Below are 22695 nucleotides of genomic sequence, written 5' to 3' on the forward strand. Positions count from 1 at the left end.
AACTACTAACTGCTAACTACTTAATACTAAAAAGATATGTATTTAGAAATAGTAACTCCAGAAGCAGTATTATTTAGTGGTGAAGTAACTTCAGTTGCTGTGCCTGGTGTAGACGGAGAGTTTCAGATGTTAGACAACCACGCCCCTATCGTTTCTATCTTAGGAAAAGGAAACGTAAAGGTGTATGGCGATATGAATTTGGAAGAAGAAGTTGCCGAAAAATTCTCTAAAGGAGAAAATGGCGCAACCTTACTTTCTATTAATTCTGGAACAATTGAAATGAAAGATAACAAAGTGATTGTTTTGGCAGACTAAACAATCTTCTTTTATAGACTATTAAACGCCTTCAGATTCCTGAAGGCGTTTTTTTATTCCCCAATGATTGTTTTAAAATTATTTAATATCCGTAACTATTTATCAATGATACCATAATCCAGTCTTAAAAATAAGCTAATCCCACAAATGGGCCAGGATGTTAATTTTAAGAAATTAATCTCTTAAAATTTTTCACAAATGAAAAAAATCCTAACCATTTTAACTTTTGTCACCACATTAGTTGGCTGCAATACATCAGACGACTTACTATTAGAACCAAGCCAGGCAAAAACTCAAAAAAACCAAAGTTTTTATCTTGATCTTGCCTATTATCATGCTCCAATTCATTACCAAGACGTAGACCGTACCGGTTCGCATGGTTTACGCGGTAAAGCAGATTTTATTACGCGATATGATTTTGATGCCGATTTAAATGCCGAAAACAATTGGGATAATATTGCCAGTTCATCCAGAAAAGGAAATGCAGTAGGATACTATTCTGTGGTAGAAACGTCTACCCATTATTTTATTACCTATGCATTTTTTCATCCTCGTGATTGGACAGATATTTGGTTTTTATATCGTATCGATGAACACGAAAATGATCTGGAAGGAGTGCTCACCATAGTGAAGAAAGACAATTCTATGTATGGGAAGGCTTTGGGAGCTGTAACTGTTTTTCATTCAGATTTTTATTCGTATAAAGCTCCAAATTCTGGACTTACCGATGGAAATGAGGATATCGATGGTACTTTAACGCTTCAAAATGATAACGGAGTTAATCGCTTCAAAACTTCAGCAGAGGCCAAAGGTCATGGAATAAAAGCACATTCAAAACAAAAACCTGGGGGTAGTGATTATGTAGTCTATTTCCCAAGTAAAACATCCAGCGAATATCCTTCAGACATTTATGATCACAATGTAAAATATAAGTTGGTGAATATTTTTGAAAATGAAGGTATGTGGGACCAACGCTTCAATACAAGTTTGTTTAGTAATGCTAAATCTTTTCAAAAATCTTATGGCAATGGTTCGGCAAACGCTCCCTGGAACTGGGATGACAAGAATGACGGAGGAAACCAAGGGTTACTAGCTGGCGGAATTGCTTATTATCCTGCTCATTTGGTGGATGAGTATTTTAATAGTCTAGGTAATTTTAGTAAGACCTACACGTATAATCCTTATTTGGGTATTGAGTAAATTAAATCTTTGAGTAGGAGGTCAATTTTTTGGACTCTTTTCTATTTCCAGTCCCATTGTATTAGATGCCATGTGATGCTGTCGGCTTCATAAACAAGTAAATCTGTAAATCCAATGGCATAATGTGCATTTAATGATCTGGTGTTATTTGCTGCTACTTCGGTGATAAGTATATCGTATTTGTTATTTAGTTCTTCTTTCATTTTAAGGTATAAACCCTTAAAAATGCCCTGTCTTCTATAAGCCTTGTCGATACATATTTGCCCCATAACCACATATGATGTGTTAGTGTTTAAAAGGTTATCTATTTTGGTAAACATAGGTCTTAAAACTTCGATATCGTTTTTAAAATCCCGAACCATAGATAATGCATATCCAACCACATTGCCTTTATCTTTTGCAATAATATGTGGCTCTCGATCATGCATCTTTTTTAAAACTTCATAGTCGTGTTTTACGGTTACAAAGCCTTCTTTTTCTTTTTCTAATTTGGATACAGAGGTTGATAAATTCTTTTGTTGAAGATTAAGAATTTGATGGAGTTCTTCTTTGGAAGAACTTTGGGAAAATTGAATATTTCTCATTTTGAAGAGGTCTGGATATCTATGAAGCATTGCCTATATTTGTAAAGATAATGAAACTAGAAAATTGAAGACTTTTCCAAGTAAATTACATGCAAAGCTAGAGACGAGGAAAAAAGATAAGGCATTACGACGGCTTTCTGAAAAGAAAGGTCTTATTGATTTTTCATCTAATGATTATTTAGGTTTTGCATCTTCAAAAACCATTTTTGATAAGGCGCATTGGCTTCTTATTGAAATGGGGGTTGCACAAAATGGAGCTACAGGCTCGCGCCTGCTTTCGGGCAATCATCAACTATATACAAATACTGAAGCAATATTGGCGAAGTTTCATAATACCGACGCCGCTTTGATTTTCAATTCGGGTTATGATGCTAATATTGGATTCTTTTCATCGGTACCGCAACGAGGAGATCTTATTTTTTATGACGAATTAATTCATGCCTCAATTCGAGATGGAATACAAATGAGTCATGCAAAGGCATACAAATTCAAGCATAATGACCTAGAATCGTTACGCCTTCAAGTAGAGCGAAATCGAAATTCGAAAGACAATCATCAAGCTATATACATTGTTACCGAATCTGTTTTCTCGATGGATGGAGATTCACCAGATTTAAAAAGGTTTGTTGAGTTTTGTAATGACCATAATTGTTATTTGGTAGTAGACGAAGCTCATGCCACGGGAGTTTTCGGTGAACAAGGTGTTGGTTTACTTCAGAAATTAGGCATAGAGCATAAAGTTTTTGCCAGAATCAATACGTTTGGTAAGGCATTGGGTTGCCACGGGGCCGTGGTTTTAGGGTCCGAGGACCTAAAAAGCTATCTAGTTAATTTTGCTCGAAGTTTTATATATACTTCGGGGTTACCACCTCATTCGTTGGCAACAATACAATCGGCTTATAGGGAACTTCAAAGTACCACAGAGATTCAAAAGCTTCAAAACAGCATAAAGTTTTTTAATCAAGAAATAGAAAGATTAAACCTTGCTTCAAAATTTATACCCAGTAATTCGGCTATTCATTGTTGTATAATTGCCGGTAATAAAACGGTTAAAAAAGTAGCCCGACAAATCCAGGAAAAAGGATTTGATGTAAAGCCTATTTTATCGCCCACAATATCAAAAGGAGAAGAACGATTGCGAATTTGTTTACACAGCTTTAATTCCAACAAAGAAATAAGTGAAGTTTTACAGCTCTTAGCTACCTTTGTTTCAAATTTGTAAACACAATTACATTAAGTCAAATATAGGGCATGAAAAAAATATTCATCACAGGAATAGGAACCGATGTAGGAAAAACAATTGCTTCGGCCATTGTTGTTGAAGCATTACAAGCTGATTATTTTAAACCTGTCCAGGCAGGAGATTTAGAATACTCAGATACAGATAAAGTCAAGAAAATGGTGTCTAATTCCAAATCTCAGTTTTATGCTAATAGTTATGCATTAAAAACACCTATGAGCCCTCACGCTGCTGCCGAAATTGATGAACTTACCATAGATTTGGATAAAGTAAAACTTCCAGAAACCGATAATCATTTGGTCATTGAAGGTGCCGGAGGTTTATTGGTACCTCTGAATGATGAAGACACCATTTTGGATCTAATCGAACCAAATTATAATGTTGTTGTGGTTTCGAGGCATTACCTGGGTAGTATTAATCATACTTTGATGACCATTTGGATTCTAAAGGACCAAGGGTTTAATGTATCTGTAATTTTTAATGGAGACGAACATAAAACAACTGAAGATATCATCAAAAAAATGACCGATGTAAATGTGATCGGAAGAATAAATGATGAACCGTATTTTGATACTATGGTAATTAAAGAGTATGCAGATTTGTTTAGAGAAAACTTACAGGAGTTGTAAATATGGAGAGAGAAAGCAAATACACCATAAGAGATAAGGAGCAAAAAAGAAGTTTGCAAGAAAGAGATAAAAAGCACTTGTGGCATCCACTGACACAACATAAAATTCATCCAGAGGCATTGCCAGTAGTTAAAGCCAAAGGAGCTTTACTTTATGGCGAAGACGGTAAAACGTATATAGATGGTATAGCATCATGGTATACGGCTATGTATGGACATTGCAATGCTTTTATTATCGACAAGGTGGGTAAGCAAATGAAGCAGCTGGATCAAATTGTATTTGCAGGATTTACACACGAGGCCGCCATTACATTATCCGAAGAGCTCATCAAGATTTTACCGTGTAATCAAGAAAAAGTATTTTTTTCAGATAATGGCTCTACAGCCAACGAGGTGGGAATCAAAATGGCCCTGCAATATCATTTTAATAAGGGAGAAAAGCGTAACGCGATTATTGCTTTTGAAGATGGTTTTCATGGGGATACCTTTGGTGCAATGTCTGCTTCAGGATTATCGGTTTATAATGGTCCTTTTGAAGATTTTTTTATTGATGTGAAGCGAATCCCAACACCAAATTCAGAAAACATTGGGAGCATAATAAATCAATTACAGACAATCATACAAAAGAATAAGGTTGCAGCTTTTATTTATGAACCTTTGGTGCAAGGAGCCAACGCAATGCATATGTTTGAAGCAGAATACCTAAATCAAATCCTTGAGATTTGTAAAGAAAATAAGGTGATTACCATTGCAGACGAGGTCATGACTGGGTTTGGAAAAACAGGGAGTAACTTTGCTTCAGATTATATTAATACCAAACCTGACATCATCTCGATGTCCAAAGCTCTTACTGCAGGGTTTGTGCCTATGGCGGTTACCAGTTGCACCCAAGATATTTATGAAGCATTTTTAGATGATTCTGTAGGTAAAGCTTTCTTTCATGCCCATACCTACTCAGCCAATCCTATAGCGTGTTCTGCTGCGTTAGCCGCTATCGAGTTACTTCAAACTGAAGAAATTCAAAGTAGCATTGAACGAATTATAGCGTCACATAAGGTTTTTAATGATCAAATAAAAGATCATCCCAGAGTAAAGACTACACGACAAAAAGGAGTAATTTATGCACTAGACCTTGATATAGAAATGGATCGATATGGTAAAAAACGATATGAAATTTTTAACCATTTTATGGAAAAGGGGATTTTTTTAAGGCCTTTGGGAAATACAATCTATATTTTGGCTCCTTATGTAATTACAAAGAAAGAACTAGATAAGGTATATAACGCGATTAAGGAGCTTCTTGAGACAGTTTAATCTTTTTTATATCCCAGTAAATCTATTTGCTCATCGGTTTCTGAGATAATCACATACATTTCAGAATAGGTCCATTCGTCATTTAGTTTGGTGCCTTCAACATAAAGCTTGGCTTCACCTTTTGGCCCTTTAATTGGGATAGAAATATTAGCCTTTCCTTGATTGTTTTTATAAGAAAGCTCACCTTGCATAATACCATCGGTCTCTATAGGTTCTCCTAATATCGAGATTACATATTCATCTTGTTGTGCTGTGGCAAGCCCTTCTTTATAAGGGTCAGATCCTGTCATTAACTCATTAACTCCAAAAATTACAGAACCTAAGAAGACAAAAAATAAGACAATAATAACAAGACAACCGCCTACTGGTACTGCCCAACCCCAATTTCGAGCAAACCAACTTTTTTGAGGTGCACATTCGTTCATAGCTACATTATATAGGTTATATGCTTATATGTATAAGAACGGTTGTCTTTGTTACAATTAAAAAATTTGTTATTGATTGTTATAAAGATATATGCCCGCTGCATCTCCCATTTTTCTTTGGCTGTGACCTACACCCTCTATTACTTTTAATTTCCAGTTAAAAGGATATCCTAGTTCTTGTGCCTTTGCTTTGGCTGTCTTATAAAAGAATTTGGCTCTTGCTAGTCGATGAAGACCTTGTTTGTCGACAGTTTTTGATCGTAGTAGTATCCCACCATTACTATTTTCGTTATCCAGTTCACCTACAAAAATAGTTAGGTTAAGTGCAAATGATTTCCTGAGATCTTTTGGCGAGACATGTGTGTTTTTAAGTCCAAAAGAGAAATGAGTTTCAAAGTCGGTAAGGGTATAGTTTCCAGAGTTTGCAGCAATAATTTTATTCGCTTTTGATGTTGGATGAAAAATAGCAAAACGATGAAGAATTTGTCCGCCAGCAGAGTGCCCAAAAATATCATATTGTTTTTGTGTACTTTTTAATGAAGAAATAACCAGGTCAAATAGTCTGTCAAAATCATTAAAAATCCACTTCTCTTGATCCTTGTTTATATCTATTGTTAGGTTCTCTTCATCTAGAAATACTTGATTGGTATTTTCTATAAATGTAATGTTTGCTTCGGTGTTTAAACTGGTTACTATGCCTCCTAAATGATACGCCTCGTAAGGGTACTGTTTTTCCTGATATCTTGGAGATAATATTAAAAGGTTATACCGTTCTGCTTCTTCTATCCAACTGTCTCTATAGCTATCTCCGTTTCTTCCCGACCCAGGAATTACAATTAGAATTCTTGTCTTTTGATTGTAAGTTTTGGGTTTGTAATAAAACACATCTATTGTTTTTTCTTCATTCCCAAGACCTCCTTTAATTGAAAACATACCAGAACCCCCATTAATAGAAATTTTTTTGTGTTGTGCAGTGGTTATACTTGTACAAGAAGTAACTATTACTAAGCAAAGTGCAATAAATATTTGTTTCATTTGTAAATTGATTTTTGAAATTCTTTTCAAAATTTTTAAAAAAAGACGAAGATAAATGGTGGTGTAGACAGACAATATGTTTAATCTACCCAATAGTATTACAGCATGGATAAAATAAATTCATCATCTATAATTGATAATTCATAAGCGATTCTATGCAATTTGTCGATAGTGTAAAATAATATGTTGTTATTACCTATTTTTAAGGCTACAATATTGAGGCGGTAACATTTTGAACTGGATAGGAAAAATAGAGGAGAACCTGGATACTTCTAACTGGAATAAACATATAGTTTTCTGGCTTTTTATTGTGTTGAGCTTTATTACCAGGGATAGAATATTAGATGAGCATTCCTTGATTTCTTCATTGGTAAGACAGTTGTGTTTATTACTGCCACAACTCGTGGTTTCGTATACTTTGGCCTATTATTTAGTTCCTAAATATATAGTTTCAAAATCAAAGTGGCCTTATGTTTTATATAGCGTTGTGTTGTTTTATTTGGCAAGTGTCTTTGCCAGGGTTTTAATTATATATATTTCAGAACCTTTACTCAGAAAAGGTCCATTTGTAAAAGAACCGATATTAGAAATTATTCTGGACTGGAAGAAATTATTAATTGAGTATGTGCCCCCTGTGCTTCTGGTAGTAATGGCATTTCTTTTTTTAAAATTATTTGTTCATTATACAAAAACTAAACAAAAGGAATTAACTCTCAAAAAAGAAAAAGTTGAGTCCGAGTTACGTATCTTAAAATCTCAGCTAAACCCTCATTTTTTATTTAATACACTTAATAATATTTATGCCTTAGCGGTAGATAATTCTCCAAAAACTGCATTTTCTATAGAACGATTGTCAGAAATTTTGGATTATATACTTTATCGATGTTCAGAAAAATACGTATCGCTCTATGAAGAGATTAGAATGTTAGAGAGTTATATTGAGCTAGAAAAACTAAGATATGATGACCGGTTACAGTTAACCTTTAAAAAAGACATAGAACGGGATATTGAAATTGCTCCTCTTTTATTACTTTCTTTTGTAGAAAACGCATTTAAGCATGGAGCGGGAGAAGATAGTGGCGCACCAAGAATCGATATAAAAATAGCATATCAGAACGAGTTGTTTTTGTTCGAAATTTCAAATACAATTCAAACTATAACAATAGATAAATCAAGAAAAAAAATAGGTCTAGAGAATATCACCAAACAATTAGATTTGTTATACCCCGATCAATATACTTTGGCAATAGATAATACCGAAGAAAACCTGTTTGTGGTTTGCTTAAAAATTAGTACTCAAGATGAAAACTAGATGTTTACTTGTAGATGATGAGCCTTTGGCACTAAGATTATTAGAGAAACATATTTCTAAAATCGAATCTTTTGATATTGTTGCAAAATGCAACAATGCCATACAAGCACTGGATATACTGAAAAAAGAACCTATAGATCTAATGTTTCTGGATATTAAAATGCCCAATATTACAGGATTCGAATTTCTTAAAACTTTAAAACATCCCCCAAAAACAATAATCACTACGGCATACCGTGATTTTGCGATAGAAGGCTACGACCTGGATATCTTGGACTATTTGTTAAAACCAATCACTTTTGAGCGTTTTTTTAGGGCAGTAGAACGATTTTCCAGGGAGAAAACAATCCATAACAAAAATATTTCTGTATTAAAAGATGAACAACAACTTTTGGTAAAAGCTGGAAACAAATATCATAAAGTCATCTTGAATGAAATACTTTATTTAGAAAGTATAAAAGATTATATCAAATTTCATTTGACTCAGAAGCAAATTACCGCAAAATATAAAATAAGCGATATAGAAAAAGAGTTAGATAGCGATTCTTTTTTGAGAATTCACAGATCCTATATTATCAATTTAAATAAAATTACGGCATACACTCATAATGATATCGAGTTGGGAGATATTGAAATTCCGATTGGAGTTAGCTATAAGGAAAAGGTTTACAGTAAATTAAGAATAAAACGCTAAATTTTTTTAAATAAAGAGGTTTGTATTTCATAAAAGTATTGAAAAACTCTGCTAAACCCCTACATTTGTCAAAATTTTCCAATTGCAACAAATAATATCCATTACGGGCATCTCTTCAATCTCTCCATTAGGAATTTCCAATGTAGAAATCTGGAAAAAATACAAAGAAGATTCTCATTGTACTTCTTTCAAAGATTTTAATAATGAAAAGACTTTGGTTGCCGAGATTTCTTCTGAAGGGAAACAAGTTATTTCCAAACTTAGGGAAGAAAATCAGCACTATAAATCATTGGATGACTCTGTTCTTTACGGAATTTATGCCGCACGACAAGCAGTTATAAATGCAAAGTGGAATGATGATCGTAGTTTTGGAATCAACATTGGTTCATCTCGAGGAGCAACTAGGCTTTTTGAGAAGTACCATAAAGAATTTCTCTCTCAAGGAAAATCTTCTACATTAAGTTCGCCAACAACAACGTTGGGAAATATATCGTCATGGATAGCTCATGATTTACGCAATGATGGGCCGGATATAAGCCATTCGATCACATGTTCTACAGCATTGCATGCCTTGTTAAATGGAGTAGCGTGGTTGCAATCTGGTTTGACAGATAAATTTTTGGTCGGTGGTAGCGAAGCTCCGTTAACGCCTTTCACAATTGCACAAATGAAAGCCTTAAAGATTTATAACACCGATACGACATCCAGGTATCCTTGTCAAGCTATGAATTTGGACAAAAATTTGAACTCAATGTTTTTGGGCGAAGGGGCTGCTGTGGCGTGTTTAGAAAAAGGAAATAAAGAAAATGCCCTGGCACTAGTACGAGGAATTGGATATGCAACAGAACCATTGAAACATAACATATCTATATCAACAGATGCCGATTGCTTTCAAAAATCGATGAAAATGGCATTAAAAGACACTCCGATTCAGGAAGTTGATGCCATTGTAATGCATGCCCCAGGTACCATAAAGGGAGATCTTTCAGAATATAATGCTATCAAAGCTGTTTTTGGAGATCATGTACCAGCATTAACCACAAATAAGTGGAAGATAGGACATACTTTTGGAGCCAGCGGTATGCTTAGTATTGAACTTGCAATTTTAATGCTGAAATACAATGAGTTTATTGCTGTTCCGTTTATAAAGACAGAGAAGAGAATAAAAAGAATAAACAATATTATAGTAAACGCTGTTGGTTTTGGAGGGAATGCCGTGAGCATATTGCTAGAAAAACCTAAGAAAAACTAATAGCAAGAACAACAACAATAAAAAACGATCAATTTGGCGTTTCTATTTTGTGTTTTTTGATTATAAACAATTACTTTTGAAGACTTACACATCTTTTTTATGAGCATTATACGACACGATTGGACAAAGGAAGAAATTTTGGAGATCTATAATAAACCCATGATGGATTTATTATATGAAGCGGCAACAATTCATCGTCAATTTCATGATCCAAATACAGTACAGGTATCAACTTTATTATCTATAAAAACGGGAGGATGCCCAGAAGATTGTGGATACTGCCCGCAAGCTGCGAGATATCACACAGATATTGAGGGTAATGACCTTATGAGTGTACAACAAGTAAAAGCCCAAGCTTTACGTGCCAAAGCTTCGGGAAGTTCTAGGGTATGTATGGGAGCTGCATGGCGAAATGTAAAAGATGGTCAGGAATTTGAAGATGTTTTGGAAATGGTGCGTACAATCAATAAGCTTGATATGGAAGTATGTTGTACTTTGGGAATGATTACCGAAAATCAAGCCCAACGTCTTGCAGAAGCTGGTTTATATGCTTATAACCATAATTTAGATACTTCTGAAGAATATTATAAAGAAGTAATCTCTACTCGAGGATATGAAGATCGCTTAAAAACTATAGATAACGTTCGTAAAACTAATGTTACTGTTTGTAGTGGTGGGATTATTGGTATGGGTGAAAATGTAGAGGATCGTGCAGGAATGTTGGTGGCCTTATCAAAACTAAACCCACAGCCAGAATCTGTGCCAATTAATGCATTGGTTGCGGTTGAGGGAACACCAATGGAAGAAGAAAAGCCAGTACCCATTTGGGACATGATTAGAATGGTAGCCACTACTCGAATTGTTATGCCCAATACGCAAGTAAGATTATCTGCAGGAAGAACCGAAATGAATAGAGAGGGACAAGCAATGTGTTTCTTTGCTGGTGCCAATTCTATTTTTGCAGGAGATAAACTTCTTACAACACCAAATCCAGATGTAAATGAGGATATGGAGATGTTTAAGTTGCTAGGGTTACAGCCACAAAAACCTTTTGTGAAAAAGGCTCAGCCAGAGACTGTAGAGGCAGCAGATTCACAATTCGAATCTCTAGGTGAAAAGCCAAAGTGGTCAAGACCAGAACATATTATTGATAGAAATGAGGCTGCCAAGCAAAAGGCCAAAAAAGTTGCTGCAGACAAGTAAGTATATAACAAGTATCTTTGACAGTTTTCGTTTTAAATTGTTTTCATAATACGTGGGATTAAATTTAGAGCAAATACAGCGCGTACCAACGATTACCAAAGAAAAATTTCTTAGGGAGTATGTTGCTTTGCAAAAACCTGTAGTAATAGAACACTTAATCGAGGATTGGCCGGCGTATCAAAAATGGAACCTCGATTATATTAATGAATTAGCAGGAGACAAAACAGTTCCTTTATACGATGATAGGCCCATAACTTCAGAACGTAAATTTAACGAACCGCATACTAGTATGAAAATGAGTGAATACATCGATTTGCTCAACGAGGGGTCTACCAATTACCGTATTTTTTTATATAATTTACTTAAGGAAGTACCAAAACTTCAGAAAGATTTTAGATATCCAAATATTGGATTAAAGTTCATGAAAAGACTTCCATTTTTGTTTTTTGGAGGTAGTGGATCGAAAGTGTTCATGCATTATGATATAGATTTTGCTAATATTTTTCACTTCCATTTTCATGGTGAGAAGCAATGTATTTTATTTCCTCCTTCAGAGACAAAATACCTTTATAAGGTTCCTCATGCATTAATATCTCACCAGGAGATTGATTTTACTAATCCTGATATCGAGAAATGGCCCGCATTAAAAAAAGCAAAAGGATATATAACAAACCTGAAACATGGTGAGACCCTGTATATGCCAGAAGGATACTGGCATCAGATGACCTATCTTACTCCGGGTTTTTCAATGAGTATTCGTTCGGTTCCAAAGAAAATGAGCAATTTTGCCAAGGCAACATATAATGTCTTTTTCATGAGGCATTTTGACAATTTTATGCGCAAGATGAGAGGACAAAAATGGATAGAGTACAAAAATACTGAAGCGATACGTAGAACGAATAAGACAAATAATGTTTGAGGTAAAACTTTACTGTATAAGTTCACCTACCTTTTCAAAAACGAGATGAGTTTCCCAACCGCGATATAACAAGTAATCGGTAAGTTTTTTTCGTTTTTTGTGTTTATCCAGATTCCTTATAGTTGCGTATTTTCTTTCGGCCAAATCATGAAACGTTTCAAGATAATCCTCTTCAGGGATTTCTTTAAGTGCGGTTTTAATATTGTATTTAGAAATACCTCGGTAGTTTAGTTCTCTAAGGATTCGTTGTTTTCCCCACTTTTTAATTCGGAATTTTCCTCGGGCAAAATTCTGGGCAAACCGTTCTTCATTAAGAAAATTATGCTCAAGTAGATGTAAAATGATCTTTTCTCGTGCCTCGGGGATCAACTTCATTGTTTTAAGTTTGTCCTCGACTTCTTTATGGCAACGTTCCTGGTAAGCACAGTAACGCTCAAGTTTTTTGAGAGCCTCGGTAAAAGTAATTGATTGTCGAGCGTTTTGATACATCAAAACAAAGATAGAAACCTTTTTGTCTTATTTAAATGATCACTTTCAACAATTTATTATTAATAAAGAGATAAAAAAAACAAGGTCGTCTCTTTTGGAGACGACCTTGTTTTTTTATTTACTTCTTGTTTTTAACATGTGCATAAACTTGAAATATAAGTGTTACAATTATTGCTAGTATTGGAATTATAGATGACTCGGAAGAAAAATTTATACCTCCTAAAATATATAATATGAATCCAAAAAGCAGAATAGAACATAACTCGCATATCAAGTTACGCATATTTAATTTTGATTGGACCAAAAAGTTGGGCTTTGAGTAGCAACAGAAAATGCCGAAATTAAAGCTTCTTTATCAGATTGGCTTAAATTAGAGCTATTCACGGCTTCGATATAAAAATCTGCAATATCATTTACGTTGTTTACATTTTCTGAGTTATTGTAGATGTCAAAAAAGTACTCAAATATTGATGCCATTTCTTCGTTAATGTGATTTTTATTAGAAAGATCCTGAATGAATGAGTCCATATTAAACTCTCCATCCACATATTTTTCAACAGAATTTTGAATATCATTATTGAGCGCTATAAACTCTGGCGATTCAAGAATTTGTGAGCTTTGCTCTAAGTATTCAGCAGAAACTAAAGTATTTGTTTGAGGTAGTAATGCCTCATATGTAGATAGAGAGTTTCCATTAAATGATTTTAATTTTAATGGCTCTATATTCTTGTAGTAATTGGCAATTAATTCATTATGGTTAGTTCCAACATCATTTAATATTAAAAAATCTGCAGGTAGAGGTTGTGCATCTGAAATAGTTAATGTTTCACCAAATTCCTCTGGAGCTAATGCTATAGATTGATTAACTTTGTCAGCCGCCGCTATAGAGGCAGCCGCTCCCGTTATTGTAGCGGCTACACCCACTGTTACTGCATAGCCTGTGCCTCCAGTTGCAAGACCTACCCCAGCAGCAACACCTTGTACTGCTTTTGCACCAGCACCAGCACCAACAATATCAGCACCAGCAACAACTACAACTTTACCAAACTTACACCAAAAACCACACCCTTTATCTAAATCAAGATCCTGTTTTGGCTGTTTATCGATTACATTTTGTTGATAGTTTTTATTGAAACTGTTTAGTTTGCTTAAAAGAAGTTCTTGTGAATTTTGGCTAGGCTCATCTTTTACTTCTTCTTTTTCACAACTTGTATGCCCTAATACAAATAGTGATAAGATCATTATACTAACCGATTTTGAAATATATTTTTTCATTTTAATTTATTTTTTGCGATGTTATATTTTTGCTTACTCTTTTTGGTTTTCAGCATCCCCTTTTTTCGTTACGTAACAATTGTTTTTGATCGGGGCAAATATATTTTTGATTAAGCCGTTAATGCAAATGGTCATTACCGGCATTCTAGAAAACATGGCTGAAATTCTAAGAATTACGGGTTCAAGTTTGTGAATTAAAAAACTGACAATCAACATATTAAAATAAATTTCACAAAATTTTAACTAAAATTAGAAAGTAGTATATTTGACAGCTGTTCAATGCCGATTTTTAGTATTTAATGATAATGAAACCAATATTGTTTAATCATGAGCTTCATAAAAATTAAAGAGAATGATGTATAGAAGTTTTTATGTAGGAATCATTTTTTTACTTCTTAGTAGTCAAGATGTAGTTGCTTACCAAAAAAAACAAGACTCTTCAAAAGAAAAAAGTTATCAATTTCTCGCAGATCAATTCTATGCTAATGAACAAGATTCTGTTGTATCAAGAACCTATGCCAACAAATATCTATCTAAAGCAAAATTGGATCATGATACTATAAAAATTGCTGATGGATATTATTTTTTATCTAGCATTAGCAAAAGTGAAGTGGCTCAAAAGTATTGTGATAGTATTATTGCTATTTCTAAAAATATAAACTCTGAATTCTATCCTACTTTTGCATATTTGAACAAAGCTACATTTTATTATAATGAGGGAGATTTTAAAAAAGCATTTGATTATTTCTTAAAAGTACATGAGGAGGCAGAAAAGTATGATAATCTATTTTTATCGTACTCAAGTAAGAAAAATATTGGGATACTAAAGGCAATACTAGGAGAAAATGAGACTGCCTTAGTGACTTTAAGAGAATGTCTAAGGTTCTATTCAAAATATAAGGAAAGAGCTCCGGTAGAATATTTGGAGACTCTTTTTGCATTATCAGAATCGTATAATTTTAATAAGGTGTTAGATTCTGCTACCTATATTAACAAACTGGGTTACATGGAATCTATACTATTTGAAAATGAAAAATATGAATATTTTTTTACGCTTAATGAAGGGATAAACCAGTATAGCAAAGGAAATTATGTTGCCGCTAAGGATAGTTTAAGTAAATCAATTGTTGAACTGAAGTCAATCGGAGAAAAGGCAAATTTAGGACAAGCGCATTTCTACCTAGGTAAAACATTATCAGTATTAGGTTTTCAGGAGGAAGCGATTGAAGAACATAAAAGGGTGGATGAAATAATTCAAGAAATTCCACAGATAATACCCGAAAGTCGAGAAAGCTATGAGGTATTAATTAGTCATTACAAAAAAAATGGTGACAAGGATAATCAGCTTAAGTATATTGAAAGACTAATAAGAGTGGACAGTATTTTAAACAGTAACTATAAGTACTTAATTAAAAATGTTGTCCAGAACTATGATACCCCTAGATTACTTTCAGAAAAACAAGAAATTATAGATTCCTTAAAGACGGAAAAAAAATCATCATTCCTTACGATTGTTGTATTAGCTATTTTGAGTTTGATATCGTTAGTTTTTTTGGGGTTTAATTACAAAAAGAGAGTAACTTACAAAAGGAGGTTTGATGAATTATATAATTCAAATTCTTCTGAAAAGAAAACTGTTACCAAAAAGATGAATTCGAAAGAGAGTAATTCGCTAGGAATTTCTGAAGAAATAGTGAATGGGATTTTAAGTGAGTTGGAAAAATTTGAAGCCAACCAGGGATTTCTAAAACCCAATATTGTGACTAATGATTTGGCAAAAAAAATGAATACGAACTCAAAATATTTATCTAGAGTTGTTAATCATTATCGGAACAAAAATTTTAGTATGTATATCAATGAACTAAGAATTGATTATTGCATAGAAAAACTGAAGACAGATAAGAAGTTTATGAATTATACAGTCAAAGCAATTGCAAGAGAAATTGGTTTTAACTCTACAGATGCTTTTTCTAAATCTTTTTACAAAATAAAAGGAATACAGCCTTCATATTTTATCAGGGAACTAGAAAAACAGCAAAATTCGTAATTTTTATATATATATCAGTTATTTAAAAACAGCTATTCTAGAAAACGGACTGATAATTAAACAAAAAAGCTATATTTAAGAAGTATTCTATTTATGTTTGTTCCCGGAAAACTAAAACAACATAAATGAAAAAAAGAACAATCGCGCGGAAACTAAGCTTAGAAAAATTAACTATTGCTAGGTTATCAAATATTGAATCAATTAGAGGGGGTAATGATCATTGCATTCTAGTTGGCCCACCGCCATTGGGACCTTCAGAAGGTGTATGTACATTAACAGGAATTGCTCCAACACAGACGCAGACTAGTAGACCTACTCAAAGGTATAGTGATAATAATAATTGTTTAGCATTCAATCTTTAATTAGATAGGCTAAATGATATAAAAAATCCAGCTTTTATGAAGCAGGGTTTTTTGTTTTTAAGCACCTTACATGTTAGTATTCTAATCTAAAGGATTAATAACAATAGTTTAAAGTTAACCAGATCTTATTTTGCATTATATTTGTGATCAGAAAAACAAAATAAAGTAATATAAATGAAGAAAAAATTAGTTACAGGAAAATTAGGTTTAGAGAAAATAAAAATTGCTGAACTAGGAAATTTAAGATCTATTATTGGAGGTAAGACTGACATAAGTGATGCTACTGGTCCCGGAACAAGTAGACCTACTCAACCCACTAATTTAAATGATTGCGATACTAATAAAGATTAATATTATAGTTTCAATGCAGTATGCATAAAAAAATCCAGCTTCGTAAAAGCTGGATTTTTTTTATACCTTCAATAGTAATAATCTATTAGTGGCAGGATCCTTCGTTGCAAGATTGTTTTTTTCTAAAAAACTCCAAATTTTTAATTCTTCTTCAGTGCCCTTTACATTTTCCAACAAGTTCTTTTTAGTAAGCTTTAAAAGCTCTAGAGGTGCGTATTTGGTTTTAAAATAATAAGTTTCGAATATGGGCCAGTTAGGAAGTATTCGGTTATTCTCCTTATAAATATGAAGCCAACTATTAGCCCCTTTGAATTCACAAAAATTGCCATTGGGCAGTATGGTAAAATGAAAGGGGTCTACCTCGTCATTTGTATCAAAATCTGAAGAGATTATTTGCAGTAGGTCTTCAGTATCCAAAGGATTGTTGGCATAGAATAAAAGAGTTTCAAGTTTATGAGTAAACTCGTATGCTTCGATTTTACTCATCCCTTCTAATTTTTTTACAATGTTTTGAAGTAGTTTTTTCTGATCTTTCATGATTGGTTAGTTAATAGGTTACATAGTTTCAGCTCAAAAAAAATGATTCCCCTGTGTAATAATACATAGGGGAATCTGAACTCACTGAACTCCATGTTAGCACAGAAACCCTGACACCTTTACCCCGATATCGATGGTTTTTAGCTATCTTACATCTTTCCCCTATGCTTATTTATAACCTAGTTAAGTTTCTTAGAACTGAGTCTCAGGACCTGGAAAAGTTGGCCCTGTAGTAGGTTTTATAACGATAATTGGTTTTGGCCCAGAAGTACGAATGCATCCTCCATTACCATCATCATAATAATTGTTTCCTCCGTTAACCTTTTGTAGTTCTTGATTTGAAAGTGTTGTTAAATTTTTCATTTTGTTTTTAATTTAAAAGTGAATGTTAAAGTTTGAAAATAGGTTCTTCGGAGTTGAATCAACATCCCCATCCTGTGGGTCACCAAAGGGTATTATTGGTAACGTACTCAAATTGTCAGGTTGAGGTGCCAATTGACCTCCTTTGATCGATTTTAATTCGCTAATTTTAATAGCTTCAAATTGATTTAAACTGGTCATTTTTTGTTTTAATTGTATTTAAATATGTTTCTAAATTGATAAAAAACGCGTTCGATTACTTTAAGGTCTTCGGTAACAATGCCTGCAGTACCACGCATTTCTCTATTAAATGCTAATTCTTTTCCGTAAGTTGTTTGTAAATCTTTGGGTAGATCTACCTCGATGTAATAGTTCCCTTCGTTATCTGGGGATAAAGACATACTTATTACTTCACCCTTAATCATTCCAAACTCCTGATAAGGATATCCATCTAGTTTTATTAGAACATTTTGGTCTGATTTAATTTTTCCTGTATTGATAGCAGAGGTGGTTATTTTTCCTACCAAAGTTGATTTTGAAGGTAATATTGTTAATACATCGTCGCCCTCATTTACAAATTGATTTTTACCCCAAAACTTTTGAAAACTAACTTTACCATCTATGGATGCTACTAATAAATATGCTTGCTCCCATTGTTTTATTGAACGTTTTAATTGCTTATAAGAGGAGATTACTTCTTTTAAGTACTTAGTATCATTTTGTATTTTGTTAATATTAGATCCTTGAATTCCTCTTTTTGTATTGTTTTTGGATTCCTGAATCTGAGACATATTAATTTTTGTGTTTTCATAGTTACGTCTTGCCTGGAGGTATTCTAATTCTTTATTTTCAAATTCAACTTTAGAAATCACCCCTTTTTTGTACAAGGATTTTGTACGTTCTAAATCTTTTTCTCTCACTTCAAGTTCTTTTTTTTCTAGGTCTCTTTGAGTTTTCAGCACTTTAATTCGACCATTTAACTCAGATAAAGTTTGCTGCCCGGATAATGTTTCGATAGAAAATGGTTTGAGGTTTTTATTAAGAATAAAATCGGTATATGATTTCTCGAATAATGCGTAATCTTGTTCTAGTTCTCCTAAAGAAAGGTGCTCGGTTTTTTCAATAGGGAATTCAAAATTCTGATAGTTCAATTCTAGGGTGTCGACAATATTTTTCAACATTAAAAAATCTTTGAAATCTGCAGTATTTTCAATTACAGCGAGAATTTGCCCGTGTTTAACTTCTTGTTGATCTCGAACCAATAGATGCACAATACGACCGCTACTTTTGGCTTCAATTTTTTCTACAGGGACTTCTGTAGTAATTGTAATGTTCGATGTGACTACATCAGGATATTCTACAATACAACTCGCACCAACAATAAGCAAAAGGATAAAGAAAACTACAGTAATTCCCCATCTTGCCATCCAGCTAGGAGGCGTGCTTAAAATTTCCTGAACTTCTTCCGAGCGTAGCTCAAAATCTTGTAATGTATTTTCGTTTTTAACAGACATAATGTTTAGGTTTATAAAGTTTTAGGCCGTTACAACCTTTACCCCGTTAGTTTTTGGTTTTTCAATGATTACCTGTTTTTTCTTGTTTAATCGCTCAAGATCTAGCTGATTTTTTACGAGTTCATAATACGATCCTCTTAAAGCAACCAATTCATGATGTGTTCCTTTTTCGACAATTTTTCCTTTGTCAAGAACAACGATTTGATCTGCGTTTTTTACTGTGCTTAGCCTATGCGCAATAACTACAGCAGTTCTTCCTTCAAAGAATGAATTTAGATTCTCCATAATTATTTTTTCATTTTTCGCATCTAGGGCACTGGTAGCTTCATCAAAAAATATGAAGTCCGGATTTTTGTAGACTGCACGAGCAATTAATAGGCGTTGTTTTTCTCCACCACTAATTCCTACACCTTCATTCCCAATTTCTGTATTATAACTTAGTGGTAATGATTCAATAAATGTTTTGATGTTTGAAACCTCTACGGCTTTAAGAAGTCTTTCTTTGTCAATTTCGGTCTCTCCTAATGCTATATTGTTGGCAATAGTGTCATTAAAAATATATCCATCCTGCATTACTACACCACATCGATTTCTCCATGCCTTTTGCGATATATTTTCAAAGTTTTGATCTCCTAATTTGATGGAGCCTTTGTTGGGCTTATAAAACCGCATCAATGATTTCATTAACGTAGTTTTTCCACTTCCTGAAGCCCCTACAATAGCCGTAGTTTTGTTACGAGGAATAGTAAGGCTCATGTTTTCTATCACAGGGTCCGAGGCACCTACATATCTGAAGGTAAAATCTTCTACTTCTATGTCTTCATTTGTGGGTATATCAAATACTTTGGCCTCGTCTACATTTTCTTCATCTTTTTTATCATGAATCTCTTTTAATCGTTCCAAACTAATTTTTGCATCTTGTGTGTCTTGAATAAATTCTAATAGTTGTGTTATCGGACCATTTAATTGACCAATAATGTATTGTATGGACAACATCATTCCCAATGTGATTTCTCCACTTAATACAAGAGAAGCAGCGGTAAAGGTGATAAGTATATTTTTGAATTGATTAATAGAGGATGAACCAATGGTTTGCATTTGTTCTAATGTTAATCCTTGAGTGGCTACTTTAAACAATCGTATCTGAATAAACTCCCATCCCCATCGCTTTTGTTTTTCGGCATTATGCAATTTGATCTCTTGCATACCTTCTATAAGTTCTATCGTTTTACTTTGTTCATCACTCATCTGAGCAAAACGCTTATAATCCAGTTCTTTTCTCTTTTTAAGGAAGAAGAAAATCCAGCCTATTAGTAATGCGCTACCAATTGCAAAAATTCCAAAGATGTTAACATTGTAATAGATAAGTACTGCGCTGAAAATTATAATATTGAAAAAAGAAAATAATGTATTTAATGAAGAATTGGTAAGCAATTTCTCTATCCTTTGATGATCATTAATACGCTGCATGATATCTCCGGTCATCCTTGTGTCAAAATACGAGATGGGTAGATTCATTAACTTTATAAAGAAATCTGAGACTAATGAAATATTAATTCGAGTACTTAAGTGTAGCAATATCCAACCTCGAATTGCTTCAATACTTATTTGTCCCAGATAGAGCATTATTTGGGCACCTAAAATGAGGTATATAAAATCTATATCTTGATTTTGAATTCCAATATCGACGATACTTTGTGTTAAAAAAGGAAATACAAGCTGAAGCAAACTACCCGCTAATAACCCAACCATAAGCTGAACCATTAAGCTTTTGTATTTAAACAAGTATCTCGACAGAAATGAAAACCCCGATTTGCCATTGGCGCTTTCCCAATCTGTATCATAAAACTTAGGGGTAGTTTCTAATAATAGCGCAAGTCCTTCCTGAGTGGTTTCGTTTGCATTATTACCAATCCAGGCTTCGATGAACTCTTCTTTTTTGTATTCTATAAGTCCATATGAAGGATCAGAAACATATATTGTATCCTTTTCAATTTTGTATACAACCACAAAGTGATACTTTCTCCAATGTACAATACAAGGAAAAGGAACCTCATCGGCAAAGGTTTTGTAGTCCGTTTTTACTCCTATTGTTTTAAACCCTAAGTTTTCAGCACCTTCAGATAAACCTAATAAAGAACTTCCTGTTCTAGATGTTTGGCTTAAACCTCTTATCGTTTCTAGTGGTATTACCTTACCATGGTGTTTACTTATAATTCGTAAACAGGTTGGTCCACAATCTTTTGCTCCGGGTTGCTTATAGAAAGGAAAAGTTTTCATTGTATTAGAATTCAGATGATTATAAAATTTGATAGATAGAAAATACTTGATAAAATAGTTTACTATAGAATATAGGTTAGTACATTGCCAAGTAGTTTCCCCAATTGTCTTGGTTATAGTGTAGCGATGATATTACCAAACCAGACCCTAGTATGCCGTCTAACAGGCTATACTTGTCATAAGGATATTCGTTATGATCCTTTTGAAATATTTCTGGCATTAAGATTTTTTCTTCGATTGATAGTATTTTATCGGTGTTTTTTAAGAATTCTTTTTCCCAAACAGCTATGTTTTCTTTAATTTTTGAATCCTTCATCCAATTATTGAGCTTAAATAATAAATAGGTAACACCACCCAAACCATGACTCATACCTACATCTTGAAAAGAATAACGGTCGAAATACATGATTCCTGAGTTTTTGGGATCTTTTGAAGATGCTTCCAATGTTAATTGGTACGCTATTTCTTTTAAGTCTTCTCGGTTTAGAACCAGACCAGTATAGTACAGGCTATAGGCCAACGTTAAATTTCCATGTAATTCTATAACACTGTAGTATTGATCTCCTTCTTTAATTTGTTTTCCCCTTATCGTTACTTTTTTGTCTTGTTGCTGTATGGATTGTAATAGGGTATCAACTAGTTTGTTGATCATTTCATCTATTTGCTCGTTTTGATATCCAAATTCTTTTAATCGTACCAAGAATTTTAATACCGCAGGGTGTCCGTTGAAGAATCCAATGTTTAATCCTGTTTTTAATCGTAAATCCTTCCAGTTAATTGATCCGTTTTCTTCAATTCTGTTATTGTACAAAGATTGTATTACCCTATTTATAACATTTGATGCTTTTTCCTGATCTACGCTTTTTGAATACAGGTAATATTGTATTTTTCCAAGACAACCATGAAGTATGTTGTAGTTATGATTTTGCAAATCATATTCTATAGATTCCAATAAATAGGGCTCAAGGTTGGCTAGAATATCCTCATTTTCCAGGATATTAGATTCGTATAGGTAGTTAACGGTCCAGAATATTCCTTCGAAACCATGTATCATACTATAATTTAACTCATGATCGGCAAATACTTTTACGGTTTTATTAAAAAGCTGTAAGGCTTTCTGTTTATAAGATTCGTCTTTTGTATTATTATATAGTGTAGCAAAAAATATTATTACCCCAAGATCTTCATCGATAATCGGAAGATTTACTTTCTCAGCTTTTGTATAGAGAACATCTTCTAATTTTGTCAAAATTTTCGCTGTCGTTTCCATTGTATGAAATTTTAATTATTCAGTTTTTTGTATATTGCAGTCGTATAAGGAGATAAATAGTTTTTAAAGTATCGATAAATAGTTTGAAA

General features: G+C 33.5%; 24 protein-coding genes. 13 read left to right on the forward strand and 11 right to left on the reverse strand.

All coding sequences use genetic code 11. The features are described 5' to 3' along the window. Positions 1 to 36: 36 nt before the first annotated feature. Together U6A24_RS18790 and U6A24_RS18795 are read left to right on the forward strand one after the other, a co-directional pair. Entirely contained in the window at positions 37 to 315 is a 279-nt protein-coding gene (locus U6A24_RS18790) for a F0F1 ATP synthase subunit epsilon (RefSeq protein WP_324181553.1), read from the forward strand. A gap of 198 nt (positions 316 to 513) precedes the next feature. After that, positions 514 to 1515, forward strand: coding sequence for a hypothetical protein (locus tag U6A24_RS18795; RefSeq protein WP_324181554.1), 1002 nt, complete (start codon positions 514 to 516; stop codon positions 1513 to 1515). A 41-nt stretch (positions 1516 to 1556) separates the two neighbouring features. Here the strand turns inward: U6A24_RS18795 and U6A24_RS18800 are convergent, their stop codons facing one another. Continuing rightward, positions 1557 to 2099, reverse strand: coding sequence for a GNAT family N-acetyltransferase (locus U6A24_RS18800; RefSeq protein ID WP_324181555.1), 543 nt, complete (start codon positions 2097 to 2099; stop codon positions 1557 to 1559). Between the two features lie 64 nt (positions 2100 to 2163). Here U6A24_RS18800 and U6A24_RS18805 point away from each other — a divergent pair, with 64 nt between their 5' ends. From U6A24_RS18805 to bioA, 3 genes are read left to right on the forward strand one after another with little or no spacing between them, the layout of a single operon-like run. Continuing rightward, positions 2164 to 3321 carry an aminotransferase class I/II-fold pyridoxal phosphate-dependent enzyme gene (locus U6A24_RS18805; protein WP_324181556.1) on the forward strand — a complete coding sequence of 386 codons (1158 nt, stop codon included), beginning with the start codon at positions 2164 to 2166 and terminating at the stop codon, positions 3319 to 3321. A gap of 29 nt (positions 3322 to 3350) precedes the next feature. Beyond that, positions 3351 to 3968, forward strand: a complete 618-nt coding sequence (bioD, locus tag U6A24_RS18810; RefSeq protein ID WP_324181557.1) for a dethiobiotin synthase — start codon at positions 3351 to 3353, stop codon at positions 3966 to 3968. 2 nt (positions 3969 to 3970) lie between these two features. Further along, positions 3971 to 5281, forward strand: a complete 1311-nt coding sequence (gene bioA, locus U6A24_RS18815) for an adenosylmethionine--8-amino-7-oxononanoate transaminase (RefSeq protein ID WP_324181558.1) — start codon at positions 3971 to 3973, stop codon at positions 5279 to 5281. On the opposite strand, the gene U6A24_RS18820 is transcribed toward bioA, so the two are convergent. Further along, the gene (locus tag U6A24_RS18820; protein ID WP_324181559.1) at positions 5278 to 5706 is read right to left on the reverse strand and encodes a cytochrome c oxidase assembly factor Coa1 family protein; all 429 of its coding nucleotides are present in this window, start codon (positions 5704 to 5706) and stop codon (positions 5278 to 5280) included. The genes bioA and U6A24_RS18820 overlap by 4 nt on opposite strands. A gap of 69 nt (positions 5707 to 5775) precedes the next feature. After that, positions 5776 to 6741, reverse strand: a complete 966-nt coding sequence (locus U6A24_RS18825) for a hypothetical protein (RefSeq protein ID WP_324181560.1) — start codon at positions 6739 to 6741, stop codon at positions 5776 to 5778. Between the two features lie 232 nt (positions 6742 to 6973). On the opposite strand from U6A24_RS18825, the gene U6A24_RS18830 reads away from it, so the two are divergent. From U6A24_RS18830 to U6A24_RS18850, 5 genes are all read left to right on the forward strand, one after another. Then, positions 6974 to 8053 (forward strand): sensor histidine kinase, encoded by a 1080-nt coding sequence (locus tag U6A24_RS18830; RefSeq protein ID WP_324181561.1) that lies wholly within the window; start codon positions 6974 to 6976, stop codon positions 8051 to 8053. Then, entirely contained in the window at positions 8043 to 8747 is a 705-nt protein-coding gene (locus U6A24_RS18835) for a LytR/AlgR family response regulator transcription factor (protein ID WP_324181562.1), read from the forward strand. Before U6A24_RS18830 ends, U6A24_RS18835 begins: the two co-directional genes overlap by 11 nt. Positions 8748 to 8829: 82 nt before the next feature. Further along, complete coding sequence (locus U6A24_RS18840; protein WP_324181563.1) at positions 8830 to 9999, forward strand: beta-ketoacyl synthase N-terminal-like domain-containing protein; 1170 nt, start codon at positions 8830 to 8832, stop codon at positions 9997 to 9999. Between the two features lie 99 nt (positions 10000 to 10098). Further along, entirely contained in the window at positions 10099 to 11202 is a 1104-nt protein-coding gene (bioB, locus tag U6A24_RS18845; RefSeq protein WP_324181564.1) for a biotin synthase BioB, read from the forward strand. Positions 11203 to 11254: 52 nt separating this feature from the next. Next, on the forward strand, positions 11255 to 12121 hold the full coding sequence (locus U6A24_RS18850) for a cupin-like domain-containing protein (RefSeq protein ID WP_324181565.1): 867 nt from the start codon (positions 11255 to 11257) through the stop codon (positions 12119 to 12121). A 9-nt stretch (positions 12122 to 12130) separates the two neighbouring features. Here the strand turns inward: U6A24_RS18850 and U6A24_RS18855 are convergent, their stop codons facing one another. Continuing rightward, positions 12131 to 12610 (reverse strand): regulatory protein RecX, encoded by a 480-nt coding sequence (locus U6A24_RS18855; RefSeq protein ID WP_324181566.1) that lies wholly within the window; start codon positions 12608 to 12610, stop codon positions 12131 to 12133. Positions 12611 to 12895: 285 nt separating this feature from the next. Continuing rightward, positions 12896 to 13885 (reverse strand): hypothetical protein, encoded by a 990-nt coding sequence (locus U6A24_RS18860; RefSeq protein WP_324181567.1) that lies wholly within the window; start codon positions 13883 to 13885, stop codon positions 12896 to 12898. 352 nt (positions 13886 to 14237) lie between these two features. Here U6A24_RS18860 and U6A24_RS18865 point away from each other — a divergent pair, with 352 nt between their 5' ends. The 3 genes from U6A24_RS18865 (at position 14238) to U6A24_RS18875 (ending at position 16645) form a co-directional block, all read left to right on the forward strand. Further along, positions 14238 to 15932, forward strand: coding sequence for a helix-turn-helix domain-containing protein (locus U6A24_RS18865; protein ID WP_324181568.1), 1695 nt, complete (start codon positions 14238 to 14240; stop codon positions 15930 to 15932). A gap of 125 nt (positions 15933 to 16057) precedes the next feature. Next, positions 16058 to 16294: a class I lanthipeptide gene (locus U6A24_RS18870; RefSeq protein ID WP_324181569.1), complete on the forward strand. Its 237-nt coding sequence runs from the start codon at positions 16058 to 16060 to the stop codon at positions 16292 to 16294. 174 nt (positions 16295 to 16468) lie between these two features. Further along, complete coding sequence (locus tag U6A24_RS18875; RefSeq protein WP_324181570.1) at positions 16469 to 16645, forward strand: hypothetical protein; 177 nt, start codon at positions 16469 to 16471, stop codon at positions 16643 to 16645. Between the two features lie 60 nt (positions 16646 to 16705). On the opposite strand, the gene U6A24_RS18880 is transcribed toward U6A24_RS18875, so the two are convergent. The 6 genes from U6A24_RS18880 to U6A24_RS18905 all read right to left on the reverse strand — a co-directional run bounded on the left by U6A24_RS18880 (position 16706) and on the right by U6A24_RS18905 (position 22606). Further along, complete coding sequence (locus U6A24_RS18880) at positions 16706 to 17182, reverse strand: hypothetical protein (RefSeq protein ID WP_324181571.1); 477 nt, start codon at positions 17180 to 17182, stop codon at positions 16706 to 16708. Between the two features lie 192 nt (positions 17183 to 17374). Next, complete coding sequence (locus U6A24_RS18885; protein ID WP_324181572.1) at positions 17375 to 17545, reverse strand: bacteriocin; 171 nt, start codon at positions 17543 to 17545, stop codon at positions 17375 to 17377. A 12-nt stretch (positions 17546 to 17557) separates the two neighbouring features. Then, positions 17558 to 17743, reverse strand: coding sequence for a hypothetical protein (locus U6A24_RS18890; protein WP_324181573.1), 186 nt, complete (start codon positions 17741 to 17743; stop codon positions 17558 to 17560). 8 nt (positions 17744 to 17751) lie between these two features. After that, positions 17752 to 19056 carry an HlyD family secretion protein gene (locus tag U6A24_RS18895; RefSeq protein WP_324181574.1) on the reverse strand — a complete coding sequence of 435 codons (1305 nt, stop codon included), beginning with the start codon at positions 19054 to 19056 and terminating at the stop codon, positions 17752 to 17754. Positions 19057 to 19077: 21 nt separating this feature from the next. After that, positions 19078 to 21336, reverse strand: a complete 2259-nt coding sequence (locus tag U6A24_RS18900) for a peptidase domain-containing ABC transporter (RefSeq protein ID WP_324181575.1) — start codon at positions 21334 to 21336, stop codon at positions 19078 to 19080. A 76-nt stretch (positions 21337 to 21412) separates the two neighbouring features. After that, a complete protein-coding gene (locus tag U6A24_RS18905) occupies positions 21413 to 22606 on the reverse strand; it encodes a lanthionine synthetase LanC family protein (RefSeq protein WP_324181576.1) in 1194 nt (397 codons plus the stop codon). Between the last annotated feature and the right edge of the window lie 89 nt (positions 22607 to 22695).

This window comes from Aquimarina gracilis (assembly GCF_035285365.1).
GTDB lineage: Bacteria > Bacteroidota > Bacteroidia > Flavobacteriales > Flavobacteriaceae > Aquimarina > Aquimarina gracilis.

Coding starts and splice junctions, on each gene's coding strand:
- U6A24_RS18800 (WP_324181555.1), bottom strand. CDS start 2,099: ATGAGAAATATTCAATTTTCCCAAAGTTCTTCCAAAGAAGAACTCCAT.
- U6A24_RS18820 (WP_324181559.1), bottom strand. CDS start 5,706: ATGAACGAATGTGCACCTCAAAAAAGTTGGTTTGCTCGAAATTGGGGT.
- U6A24_RS18905 (WP_324181576.1), bottom strand. CDS start 22,606: ATGGAAACGACAGCGAAAATTTTGACAAAATTAGAAGATGTTCTCTAT.
- bioB (WP_324181564.1), top strand. CDS start 10,099: ATGAGCATTATACGACACGATTGGACAAAGGAAGAAATTTTGGAGATC.
- U6A24_RS18880 (WP_324181571.1), bottom strand. CDS start 17,182: ATGAAAGATCAGAAAAAACTACTTCAAAACATTGTAAAAAAATTAGAA.
- U6A24_RS18855 (WP_324181566.1), bottom strand. CDS start 12,610: ATGTATCAAAACGCTCGACAATCAATTACTTTTACCGAGGCTCTCAAA.
- U6A24_RS18870 (WP_324181569.1), top strand. CDS start 16,058: ATGAAAAAAAGAACAATCGCGCGGAAACTAAGCTTAGAAAAATTAACT.
- bioD (WP_324181557.1), top strand. CDS start 3,351: ATGAAAAAAATATTCATCACAGGAATAGGAACCGATGTAGGAAAAACA.
- U6A24_RS18790 (WP_324181553.1), top strand. CDS start 37: ATGTATTTAGAAATAGTAACTCCAGAAGCAGTATTATTTAGTGGTGAA.
- U6A24_RS18890 (WP_324181573.1), bottom strand. CDS start 17,743: ATGACCAGTTTAAATCAATTTGAAGCTATTAAAATTAGCGAATTAAAA.
- U6A24_RS18900 (WP_324181575.1), bottom strand. CDS start 21,336: ATGAAAACTTTTCCTTTCTATAAGCAACCCGGAGCAAAAGATTGTGGA.
- bioA (WP_324181558.1), top strand. CDS start 3,971: ATGGAGAGAGAAAGCAAATACACCATAAGAGATAAGGAGCAAAAAAGA.
- U6A24_RS18795 (WP_324181554.1), top strand. CDS start 514: ATGAAAAAAATCCTAACCATTTTAACTTTTGTCACCACATTAGTTGGC.
- U6A24_RS18835 (WP_324181562.1), top strand. CDS start 8,043: ATGAAAACTAGATGTTTACTTGTAGATGATGAGCCTTTGGCACTAAGA.
- U6A24_RS18875 (WP_324181570.1), top strand. CDS start 16,469: ATGAAGAAAAAATTAGTTACAGGAAAATTAGGTTTAGAGAAAATAAAA.
- U6A24_RS18895 (WP_324181574.1), bottom strand. CDS start 19,056: ATGTCTGTTAAAAACGAAAATACATTACAAGATTTTGAGCTACGCTCG.
- U6A24_RS18885 (WP_324181572.1), bottom strand. CDS start 17,545: ATGAAAAATTTAACAACACTTTCAAATCAAGAACTACAAAAGGTTAAC.
- U6A24_RS18825 (WP_324181560.1), bottom strand. CDS start 6,741: ATGAAACAAATATTTATTGCACTTTGCTTAGTAATAGTTACTTCTTGT.
- U6A24_RS18860 (WP_324181567.1), bottom strand. CDS start 13,885: ATGAAAAAATATATTTCAAAATCGGTTAGTATAATGATCTTATCACTA.
- U6A24_RS18865 (WP_324181568.1), top strand. CDS start 14,238: ATGATGTATAGAAGTTTTTATGTAGGAATCATTTTTTTACTTCTTAGT.